Annotated in this window: 7 protein-coding genes; 4 read left to right on the top strand and 3 right to left on the bottom strand. The window is 39.3% G+C overall.

The window, feature by feature from the left end; translation table 11 throughout:
• From JKP82_RS16435 to JKP82_RS16445, 3 genes are all read left to right on the top strand, one after another.
• Complete coding sequence (locus tag JKP82_RS16435; protein WP_159533477.1) at nt 1–1071, top strand: glycosyltransferase family 2 protein; 1071 nt, start codon at nt 1–3, stop codon at nt 1069–1071.
• Between the two features lie 94 nt (nt 1072–1165).
• Nucleotides 1166–2938 (top strand): sulfatase-like hydrolase/transferase, encoded by a 1773-nt coding sequence (locus tag JKP82_RS16440; RefSeq protein ID WP_159533475.1) that lies wholly within the window; start codon nt 1166–1168, stop codon nt 2936–2938.
• A 188-nt stretch (nt 2939–3126) separates the two neighbouring features.
• A complete protein-coding gene (locus JKP82_RS16445; protein ID WP_159533473.1) occupies nt 3127–4098 on the top strand; it encodes a hypothetical protein in 972 nt (323 codons plus the stop codon).
• 584 nt (nt 4099–4682) lie between these two features.
• Here the strand turns inward: JKP82_RS16445 and JKP82_RS16450 are convergent.
• From JKP82_RS16450 to JKP82_RS16460, 3 genes are read right to left on the bottom strand one after another with little or no spacing between them, the layout of a single operon-like run.
• Nucleotides 4683–5543, bottom strand: coding sequence for a glycosyltransferase (locus tag JKP82_RS16450; RefSeq protein WP_159533471.1), 861 nt, complete (start codon nt 5541–5543; stop codon nt 4683–4685).
• 3 nt (nt 5544–5546) lie between these two features.
• On the bottom strand, nt 5547–6290 hold the full coding sequence (locus JKP82_RS16455; RefSeq protein ID WP_159533469.1) for a hypothetical protein: 744 nt from the start codon (nt 6288–6290) through the stop codon (nt 5547–5549).
• Nucleotides 6287–8161 carry a GT-D fold domain-containing protein gene (locus JKP82_RS16460; RefSeq protein WP_159533467.1) on the bottom strand — a complete coding sequence of 625 codons (1875 nt, stop codon included), beginning with the start codon at nt 8159–8161 and terminating at the stop codon, nt 6287–6289. Before JKP82_RS16460 ends, JKP82_RS16455 begins: the two co-directional genes overlap by 4 nt.
• A 219-nt stretch (nt 8162–8380) precedes the next feature.
• Between JKP82_RS16460 and JKP82_RS16465 the strand changes: the two genes are divergently transcribed.
• A complete protein-coding gene (locus JKP82_RS16465) occupies nt 8381–11119 on the top strand; it encodes a glycosyltransferase (RefSeq protein ID WP_159533465.1) in 2739 nt (912 codons plus the stop codon).
• Nucleotides 11120–12081 lie beyond the last annotated feature (962 nt).

The raw sequence follows: 12081 nt of genomic DNA on the forward strand, positions 1-12081 counted from the left end.
ATGTTTTTCAATCTATTACATAATATGAAACACGCGCTTACAAAGCGCTCGTCTGATTCGAAAATCAAGCTGGTTGCAATAGCAAAAAACGAAGCCGCATATTTAGCTGAATGGATTTTTCATCACCTCTATTTGGGAGTCGATGAGATTGAAATACACTTTAACCGCTGTAGCGACAATACGCTTGACTATATCGAAATATTTGAAAAGGACAGTCGAGTTAATCTCGTTAATGCAGATGATCTTTTTGAAAGCCACAAAGGAAACCCGCAAACTAAAGTTTACCAGGATGCTCTAGCGTCTAGCAGGATCCAAGGGTTCACACACTGCCTATTTTTGGACATCGATGAATTTTTGGTGCCTCCCGATATAGGCATGAACATTAAAAGCTTGATCCAGACATTAGATGAGCCAGAAGTTGTCAGCTTCCAATGGGGAAATAAATGTGAATCGGCTGAAGCGTTTACTCGGGCGATAGCACAACAGATTGATATATCGCGCTCCCTCCATGTTAAGAGCCTCATATCAACTTCTCTTAATAAGCCATTCCTGACCCCCCATGGCCCTCGAGACGATAAGTTTGAAAGAATATTGCCTAATGGAGACAAATTCGTATCAGATGGGAAAACTGGCGCAATCTTGTCGCATGAATTTCTTAATAGGCCTATAGATTCTTGGTTTGTGATGCATCGGATGTTTCGCAGCCAACGAGAATATGTAGCCCTACTAGCTAGAGGAAGACCAAACATCATACATAAAGGTGATGGAGTTTCTTCTCTAAAAAGTAACCGAAATGGCTATGGTCCATTTCCGCATCGTCAAAGTGTGAACTTTACGAGCTCTTCACTTAAGAAATACGAAAGCTATATGAATAAAAATTTAGAGCGACCAGCTCTTCAGCGCGCTATCGTAAAAGGAAGGCGCTATGTATCTAGCAACTTCGAGCTCGTTTTGCAGATAATAGAGAATTCGTCATCAGAAGATTTTGACCTAATCAAAAAGGTTACTCAAAGAGTGACGCTATCTGAAGTTCAAAATGCGCTTATTAATAGAGGTGTAAGGACTGAGTAGCTAACTTTTAACTTTATTGACAAAGGTTTCAACCCAATTCAATAATGGTCTAATTTTTCTTTATAACCACTAAGCCTTATTCGGAATAAAAAGTATGGATGCGATAAAACTGTTGGGCTTGTCCTTCTTAGTCCTAATATCTGTGTTTTCCTGTGGTGGCGAATCGCAACCGTCTTCACAGCAACCACCCTCAGACCAAAATCGACTAGGAAGCTCTTATTCAATAGACTTGGCGCAAGAGATTACCTCTGATGCAACGGTCTTTTTAACTTTAAACTCATCGCAAGCCAATAATACTCAGAATGTGACTGTCGAATCGTGGAGCTCATCGTTGAATGAGCCCCTAGATGTAGTAAATACAAGCGAGGGAATATTCAACTTTACCGTGCCTCAGGTAAGGAAAACTACCCCTTTTACAATTACTGCAACCTTAGTCGACGAATCTGGCAGTAAATTTACTGTCAGTGCACAGTCTTTGATTGTTCCTTCTAAACCAAATCTTATTGTAATTTTTACCGATGATCAGGGGTATGCCGACGTAGGAGCCCACAATGTTGTTAACGACATCGAAACTCCGAATATAGATAAACTAGCCGCTAACGGCGTACTGTTTTCTAATGGTTATATTACGGCTCCGCAATGTACCCCCTCAAGGGCGGGAATGATTACAGGCATGTACCAGCAACGATTTGGGGTAGATGATAATAGGTACACTCCAATCCCCAAAAACGTGGTCACAATGGGTGAGCGTTTTTCAGATTTGGGTTATACCACTGGGTTAGTGGGGAAATGGCATCTTGAGATCGATCAAAATTCAAAACCATGGTTTAGGGAAAATTTTCCGGATACTCCTATTGAAGAGTTTAATCCAGGAAAGTTACCATCATCACTAAAAGAGCAATTTTATCCTTCATCGTTGGGCTATAAATATAACTATTTCGGTTATGCAAATCGCTATTGGACTAACTACGATTTGGAAGGCAATAAAACACAGTTAGGGTGGGTGAACAATTCAGACTACAGGCTGGATGTTGTTTCAGATGCGGCATCCCAATTTATTGATATAAACCACAACGAGCCGTTTTATCTTCACGTAGCTCACTACGCTCCTCATGTTCCCTTAGAAGCTACTGAAGATTACTTATCCTTATTCCCGGAACAAACTTCAAATCGCCGCAGGTATGCGTTAGCAATGATGTACGCCGTAGACTCTGGAGTTGGCAGCATAGTATCAAAGCTTGAAGAACACGGAATTTTAGATAATACGATCATCGCGTTTATTAGCGACAACGGCGCACCGATAGGTCTTGATTTTACCGATGCCCCTATTAGTGAGAAAAAAGAAGCATGGAATGGGTCGCTTAATACGCCTTTGCTAGGTGAAAAAGGCATGTTGACTGACGGCGGTATAAAAGTCCCCTTTATCGTACACTGGCCAGACAAGCTGCAAACTAACACTGTTATCGAAGAGCCAGTTATTAGTCTGGATGTTCTATATTCGGCAATAAAAGTTGCTGGGGCGACTGAAGATACATTGTCTGAGCTAGATGGCGTCGATATTTTCCCAACAGAAGGATTTAATAAAAACTACCTATCAGAAAGACCACTTTTTTGGCGGTTTTGGAATCAGTCAGCGGTTAGGCTAGGGAAGTATAAATATCTAAGAATGGGCCCAGATTATGAGTTTCTATTCGATTTATCCTCTGAAGAGTCGAGTTCAAACAACTTAATTTCCAACATGCCAGAGAAAGCCGCAGAGCTCAGAAGTTTGTATGAACAGTGGAATGCAGAAATGCTAAGACAACCTCAGCAAGATAGTCTAAATTCTCAAGAACGAGATTGGTTGTCTTTTTATTTAACACCTTGATACTTTGCAAGTGCTGTTGAGACAGGTAGCTTTTTTGATACTTAACAGTATTCATGAATTTTAAGTGCAAAATTCCAGTGCAAAGTTAATTCATGGAAAAAGAATTGAAGTCGCATGTTAAACTGAAGCCCAGCGTACAATGCTAATCTTTCAATCTCCCATGAAATTTTTCTATTAGATAGGACAAAATGGAAGCAATAAATTACCCATTATTTTTTATTCATATATCTAAAACAGCAGGTTCTAGTTTTCGCGTTGCGGCAGAGCAGTACTTTGGGAAAGAGCATGTTTTCTATGATTATGGGCCCAAAGCGAAAGAGACTAATCCAGAAATTCGAGCGTTAGAATATGAAAAGCGTGACAGGTATGCTTCTGGGATAAACATAGTGGAGAAAGCAAAGTTTGTTACAGGGCATGTGAATCATCCCAAATACGCTCCATTTATTCCTGCGAAGAATGCTATTACCTTCGTCCGAGACCCTCTCCAACAAGTCCGTTCCCACTACGAGCACTTTACGCGGCACCATCGTTATAAGGGCTCTTTTAGTGATTTTGTTAAAGAACCTCGGTTTAGAAATGCTCAAAACAAAGCGCTACAAGGAACTTGGCCTGATGCTATTGGCTTTATTGGTTTGACTGAGCGTTACAGCGAATCACTAGCGCTAATTAACAAGATGTATTCTATTGATATCCAGGGGCTCGATATCAATAAAAATAAAGAAAAAAAATCATCTGAATATCTATTATCAGAAGAAGATGCTGCACTCATTAAGAAATACAATGAACCAGATTTCGAATTGTATGAATACGCTCTTAACCGGTTCGAGCGACAGAAATTAGCTGCCGAGTCAGAGCTCCCCTTCATTCGCTATGGCAAAACACACATGACTAAAGGTGTCGAAGGGAAAATAATGAAAGGCTGGGCGGCCGATTACGCTAGCCAATCTCCAGTAGCGTTAGAAGCACGTGTAGGTAAGAAAAAAATCGCTGACATTCTAGCAAGCGAGTACAGAAGCACCGCGAACGAGAGAAATATCCATCGAAATGGCTTTGTTGGGTTTAGTTTCCCTTATCCTAAAAAGCTTAAAGATGGTACCCAAGTAGATTTCGTAGTTAAAGGGACTGGGGAGTTACTTATAAGGGATATAGTGAATCGCTAAAAACTTAGATTAAGTGCTCTCTACTTAAATGCCCTAACATCCTAGTAATAAAGAAATGTACTCTAACTCTGAACGATACATGCGATGTGAAATGTATGCAACGTAGTGGTCCTTTAATGCTTTGTTTTGAAGCCTTTGTCGTTCTTTAGAGGAATGTAAAAAAGGCTTACCGTTGAAGAGCATCTTAATTCCTAAATTACTTTCAACAGAGGTAGATGAAGCTGAATTTTTTCTATTTTGGTGGATGGGTTGATAATAGACTTAACCGAAAATGTAGGTTACACGTGAACTTCCCTTGCTAGTTGGCTAACCTCTTAATCATTTAAAATATTCAACCAATGAAAGGACAAGGTGTCGAATGGTGAGGCTTGTTTTAAAATATCGCTAATAGAGCTTTTGAAGTCACTAGGGACTAAAAGCTCATTGATGTATAAAAAGCATAGGTGAGACAGAGTGAATCGACCAGACTTTCGTTTGAATTCTTCTAGCTTTTCATAAGCCAGTGAGGCATATTATTCGCTTCATCATGGGAATACTTAACAAAGCATAAAATGGCCGAAACCTCTAATTATGGATGTAACTAATTAGGGGCGTTTTACATTATGAATAAGGCTTGTCGCTGCATTTTTCAAATCTTCACTACCTCCAGAAACTAACTCCTCAACATAATTTGAGAATTGCTTATTTGTAATAAAAAGTTCTCCATGTGATTTAAGCATAAGAATGATGTCTTTATCTTTTCTGTGCTTTAAGAAACCTATTAGACGATTACAATGCTTAGCGTCTTTAGGCATAGCAAATTGGTTGTAGGACATCCCTTCTAAAATTCCGAAAGCTTGTTGGTATTTCCAAGATGTGCCTGTGTTAGAGTCAATCGATTTAAATACACACCCTGTACCAGAAAAGTATTCGTTGAAATCTAGCGTGTTATCTTTAGTGATCCCATATAGATTCGTATAAGCTGTAATTGCTCCAGGCCCGGTACAACTCCATACATCGTACATGAGAGTTTCAGTTTGAAAGCATCGGTCAATAAATTTCAACACATCAAGTGCTAGTTCGTGCTTTTCGGTGAGGTAAAACGCCATATTAGTATGCCAATAGCCACCAAACTTGTCCTTCCTATGAAACATCACGAAATCTTGATTATTACTTAGGTAAGCTAGGTGCCGCTTTATCTGTAAGTCACAATCGAGATACCAACCTCCATACAGATAAAGTGCCATCAATCTGACAATGTCGGATTTTGCAGCAGGGATATTTATAATATCTAAATTAATCCGAATACCTGTATCAGTATGAAATTCTTTACATATCCTTTTGGCTTTTTCAGCATCAATTAACTCAATGTTAGCGTCGTAATGTATAGCTTTCGCAGTTTTTATATTATTGGAATATGCATTTGGGAAATTAGCAGGATTATCCCAGTAAAAAAATATATTCAATTGTCACCTCTTTCTCACTAATGAGCTTACTAATTTTTGTATGTGGATCTCGCGGATGTACAAAGAATCAACTAAGTGATGGTCATCAATGGAAGGTATATGGTACTTGTTAACCGCTAACGTACTCAGATCACTCGTTTCCTTTACCACATCAAAATAGCCAAAATTATTATTTTCACATTCTTTTTCTAGCATTTGGTTGAAGTAAAGATGCGCGCCATTTCTTTCAATATTCGAAGCAAGCAAGTCTTTTAGTTTTTGACTTGCATATTTCCTCTGTTCGGGGTCTGAAATATTTTCTGATATGATACGGCTAGTGTAGTTTATGGCTTTGTTTCGTGATTCAGTTAACGTTGATAGATTAATTCCTTTAAATGTAATACTCAATTTTGGATGGGATTCAACAAAATCAAGCGTTCGATTGATGTAGTTTTTAATTAAATCTTGAATAAAGTCAGTATAATTAACGTCATCATCTTTAAAGACTTTACGATAATAGTAACCCAATTCTATATCAACCTGGCCGAACGCGAAGCAAATATGATCAGGGGAAAACTCCTCAATTTCAGATACTAAAGTACCGTAAGAGTCTAAGCTAGAACGCCGGCGTCCAAATCCTGTTATCGTAGCTCCTGAAAGTGGGATGACCTTTATAGACAGGCCTCTCGTGTTCGGTACGCAGTCTCTTAACTCTGGTGTTATGTTGAAATACTTAGAATGGCTGTCACCTATAACGAGAATTTTCATAAGTATGCTTCTACTACCTTTTTATATTTATCAATTTCTATACTTTTGTTTTGCTTTGCTTCGTTTAGTATTTCTAATGTGATTTCTGCAATCGCACGTGCTGGCTCCGTATAAGTGTGAACGCTAGGGCTGTTTAAACAAGCTAACAGATCTTTATCTAAATCTAACATTGTATTGTCTTCATAGAATTTTGAAAGAATATTTGGTAGCCTCAATTCCTTATTTACGAGAGTATAGTTACTGTCATTAAAGCTTAGTTCATCGACATAGCTGACAATTTCTCGCGGTGCCTTAGTTTCTAAGAGGAAATGTTTAACTTTTGTTTTAACCACGCCTAGCCCCTCGTTTATCTTAAGTGACTTGAGCGGCTGTTTTAATCGTAAGATGGATGAAAAGTCTTTGCATACACAGCCATCAACAAGAACTTTCTTGTCATATATTCTTAGGACAACGTTCTGGTTACCGAATATTGCCCGCCACTTCTCTATTTTACTTTTAAAATCAAGGTAATTTAACAATGTAAATGTGAATTTAGGCATTACGGAGTCAGAGTCGTGACCGCAAATGGCGCTACTGGGTGATGCCCCATAGAAGGGTTGCTTAGCTGCTTGTTGTTTTAGGGAAATCGCCAGCTTATCTTGACGTCGCAAATAACAAATAATTTTAACGTCATCGAAATATTTTTTGGAGAAGTTAAAGAGTTCTTCAATCTCTTTTTCATCCTCTATGAAAGATAAGTGTTCTGCTGATATTACAGCATTTCCTTGCTTTGCATTAGCGATTAACTCATAAAAAGATTTTTGTGGTTTGGCAACAATATGGCTTCTGTGAGCGGTCACGGAAATCAATTCAGAAGAGTTACCGCTTCCATTTGAAGTCAAAAAGTTAACACCTGCATCAGCAAGCTGGTGTTCTGATTGTTTCAAAGACCATTGAAGTGATGTCGTTCCCGTTTTGTGATGTCCCATGTGAATGTAGAGAGTTCGTGATCCTTTTAACAAATATGCTTTATTTGCGGTTGCATCGGGTCTACCTTTCCCTGCCCAACCATCAAATATAGAGCCTATATCTATACCAATACCACCTTTCTTTTTGATAATGTTGCAGTAGTGTTTTCCCAAATATCCTGCTGCGACTAAAAACACATCCCCTCTTCTCTTTACATTTATTTTAGATTCTATTTCTGGATATAGTGTAGGGTAGTGAAACTCTCCACTTTGCATGAATGATTGGTGCCCAGGGATCTTTATATGATCACACTTAGGTAAGTTAAAGTGTGATGCTATTTGGTCAGTTATGTCAGTATGGGATATAACTGTTAGTTGATCTAAACCTTTTAAAAGCTGGTTGAAAAGGCCTTCTTTGTGAAAAGGTTTAAATATGAAATGATCAAATATGGGTACGCTTTTTTCGACTGACGCCTCAATGGTTGTAAGACACACTGATTGTGCCGCTTGTGGAATTATATTGGTGTCATTGGTGCTATCTCTGAAATGAAGCCAACTAGGAGCACCGATAATATCTGCATTTTTTACTGCGTCTAAAATTAACGATTGAAGATGAGTCATACTAGGTTGGAGATAGTCGTCACCAAAGATTCGTTTTAGCTCTTCTACAACACTTCTGCCAAACTGGTATGTTAGAACTTGATTGAGAAAAATGTCTTTATTGAACAGATTGGGGTAAGCTAAAACTCTTCCTTCACCATCTCCCAACCTAACCATCGAAAATGGCTCTTTTTTGGTTATCGCATGTTTTAGTAGTTCATATAGCTCGTTAGTACAGTGAAAAGGGTTTTTGTCGGTACTGTAGAATAGTGAACGTTGAAGTTTTTCGGTCTTTCGTATCTGCTCTAGAAGTATGTCTTTCATTCAAATCCAATAATCTTGTATAAACTTGTCAGCCGTGACAATGATGCAATTGCGTTAATTGATATAATACCCAAAACGCACTGTATGTTCTATTTCATTATTCCAGTTTAAGATAGCTACTTCGAAGCGGACCTCACTGGTCACTATTAAGCTTACTGTGGTAGCATACCTCTATAAAATAAAATATATACTCAACTTAAATTGAGTATAGAGGTTGTTATGGATATAAAGAAATTAAAGCTCAACCGAAAGCCTTCTACGCTTTCTCCTAAGGGATCTATTGATGGCCTGCAAGGTGGTAATCTTGAAGGGTGGGCGGCACAGATTGGAGTCAACGAGCCGTTAGTTGTGGCAGCATATACGAGTGAGGGTGAACTACTCGGTTATGGTAAAGCTGACCAAATGAGGGAGGATTTATTGGAGCATGGAGTTAATGAAGGCTACCATGGATTCAGTATCGCTATAAACGAGGACAACCTATCGCCAGGAAGTGAAATAGTATTAAAGGACTATGTTACCCATAAAACTATACAAACAAACAGTTACATCACCCCAACCTACGATAAGCAGTTATCAGTAAGTGTGGATAGTGTTATTAAAAACCGTCTGAACTTCACGGTAACAAGTAGCGTTGCTATTGGCACCGCTGTACTAAGGTTTTCCCACAAAGGAATAGCTTTCTGTGACCACGCGATAGAGAGCGATGGTACATATATAAACGATCATATTTGGTTACCTGCTGTTTTACTAAACGGGCATGAAAATCAAGTTGACATTCATGTTATCGGTGCACACGATCGTGCAGGATGGGGAATAGTCAACAGCGACCCAATATTAACGCCGTCAGAATATCTAACCCATAGTAATACTTCACAGTCTTTTATCTCCCGACAAGCAGGCGCGGATTGGAGATATGAATCTCTGGTCTTACAATTGGATAGTTGTGGAGGAGATGCATCGGCGATTGATCGTATAACAACTGCCCACCGCGTGTTAGTAGAGTCGCATGAAGGGCGGAAATATTATCCGAAGCTCTCTTTGCCGTTTCATAAACAGCCTCAGTTTAGCATTATCATTCCTGGCTATAATAAGTTTGAGCTGACGTATCATGCCATCGCGTCAATAATATTGTCTTACAATGAATGTTCCTATGAGGTGATTATCGCAGATGACTGTTCTACAGATGAAACGTCAGAAGCGGAGAATCTAATAGAGAATATCGTGATCTCTCGTAATGAAGATAATTTACGGTTTCTGCGGAGTTGCAACAAAGCTTCAAGCTTGGCAAAAGGCAACTTTATTGTTTTTCTCAATAACGACACAGAAGTTAAGTCTCATTGGCTTGATGCTCTATACGAGCAACATGCAATAGATGAAAGTATTGGCTTAACCGGAAGCAAGCTGCTAAACCTAGATGGAACTTTGCAGGAAGCCGGCGGCATTGTTTGGGGGAATGGTGAGCCATGGAATGCCGGGCGAAATGAAAACCCTTTTGCTCCTGAATGGAACTACGCTCGCGAAGTAGATTATCTCACCGGCGCTGCTATGTGTATCAAAGCAGATGTATGGAATGAGGTGGGTGGCTTTAGTGATGAGTTTGCGCCTTGCTATTATGAAGATGCCGACTTGGCTTTTAAAGTCAGAGAGGCTGGCTACAGGACAGTTTATGTTCCTCATTCCGAAGTAATTCATTTCGAAGGGCAGAGCCATGGTACCGACCTCAAAAAGGGCTTAAAGTCTTACCAAAAGGTAAATGAAAAGACTTTCCGAGCGAAGTGGTTCAAGCAATTTCGTAACCGGCTAAAACCCTCTTTAACTGACCTTCAACTGGAAAAAGACCGGAATATTGAGCAGCGGGTTCTGGTTCTTGATTATGCAATCCCCCAGCCTAACCAAGATGCAGGCAGTTATGCGGCGGTTGAAGAAATGAAGCTCATGCGTGCTTTGGGCTTTAAAGTAACATTCGTGCCGGATAACCTAGCGCATATGGGGAAGTTTAATCGCCAACTAGAAGCATTAGGTATAGAGGTACTGACGGTGCCATTTTATGTATCAGTCAGGGACGTTTTGGAACGTAGACTGGATGAAATGGATGCAGTGTATATAACCAGATACAGTGTCGCTGAAAAGTACATAGACGTAATCAAGGCCAAAGGGAAGCCTGTAATATTCAATAACGCTGACTTGCATTTTCTTAGAGAAATTCGAGCAGCGATTACCGCAGATGATGAAGGCCTGCTAATTAGTGCGCTACAGACTAAAAAAGCCGAACTCGCTGTTTGTAAAAAGGCGGACGCAATTCTCTGCTATAACGACAAAGAACATGCGGTTATTACGAGTCATATCTACGAAAGCGATAAGCTATTTATAACGCCTTGGGTATTAGGAGAGCGTCAGTTTAAAACTCCAATAGATGAACGAGAAGGAATAACTTTCTTGGGAGGATTTAACCACATGCCTAATATTGAAGCAGTGCTATTTCTGGTAGAGGAAGTTATGCCTAAAGTATTGGCATCGAACCCAAATATTAAGTTATATGTTTACGGTAGCAAGATGCCAGAATCTATTAGTAAGCTAGAGACTGAAAATATCAAGATGGTAGGCTTTGCTGAAAGTTTAGATGATGTCTTTAACAATCACAAACTGTTTGTAGCTCCATTGCTTTCTGGGGCAGGTATTAAAGGAAAAGTTCTTGAAGCGATGGCTTATGGTACGCCCTCAGTGGTAACAGATGTTGCCGCAGAAGGGACTGGCTTAGTAAGCAATGTCAATGCTGTGATATCCAATAATGCAAGTGACTTTGCTGCGGCTATTGTTGACTTATATTCAGACAATGAAAAATGCCAAAACTTTTCTGAAGCAACAAGAAACTTATCCGCTGATAAGTTCTCAAGAAGCTCAGGGCTAGCGAAATTTAAAGAAATATTCGAAAGTGTCGGGCTATATACTACGCGTTAACTTTCGAAACTTTTACAAGGCCCAAAGCGAAAATGTATGTCAAAAATACATAACAATGAATTTTATAATTTACAAAGTGAGGAAAGTTATTAGAGTGCTCTAATAATATTAGGGCGCTCAAGAGAAAGCTAGAGGTTAAAATTAGACTAGATAGTATTATTGATTTTGGATGTGGGGTTGGGAGCTGGCTTGCTGCTGCAAAAAAGTGTGAGGTACAGGCGGAGAGTACGTCCCGAAAGCTCGTCTGATGATAGAACAGGATGAGTATCATACCTAATGACTTATCATTGACTCTAAAGATTAATGTTGTTGAAGATCAATTTGACCTAGCAATATCACTTACGCCAACTGTTCGACAATAAGTTCGTTAAACTTCTGCAAGAAGTATAAAGTTGATTTTGAAACTTACAACGAAATTTTCGAAGTGAAAAAATTTATACAATCTAAGAAAGTTGATAACTACCATTTCTCGGTCACATCCAAAAACGATGAGGCGCACTCTGCTCAGCCAATTAGTTTATTGAGGGGCAATTGGCGGCACGCTTTCTTACAACCAAATACTTGTAGTTATTGTGATGCTTGGTTACCAGAGCTTAATGATGAATGGCGTAACACCAACATTTTTTGAAGAGGGTGACCAAGCTGCTTAGATTGTCACGGAGAACTTAAGTTTGGAGGAATTTCACATAGAAGGCATGGGGGATAGTTCGAACGAGTGATGATAAAAGGACGATCGTAATTTTCCAAGCAAGAGGATTTACTCGCTATGGTTAACCTACCGTTTTGGCGAGTTAAGCTTCTCAAACAAAGAAGAAAAATGTCTAACTTGAGTTCGAAGGTATTTGCCGAGGCAAAGACAGTAAATAACCTTAAGCATTCTATTTATCGAATGACAAGCGAAATTGCAGTTTATAGTTGTATTGGAAGTATAAAGAAAAAGAATCTATGGTGATCCTTTTTGA

It is taken from the genome of Alteromonas lipotrueae (assembly GCF_019249215.1).
Taxonomy (GTDB): Bacteria; Pseudomonadota; Gammaproteobacteria; order Enterobacterales; family Alteromonadaceae; genus Alteromonas; species Alteromonas lipotrueae.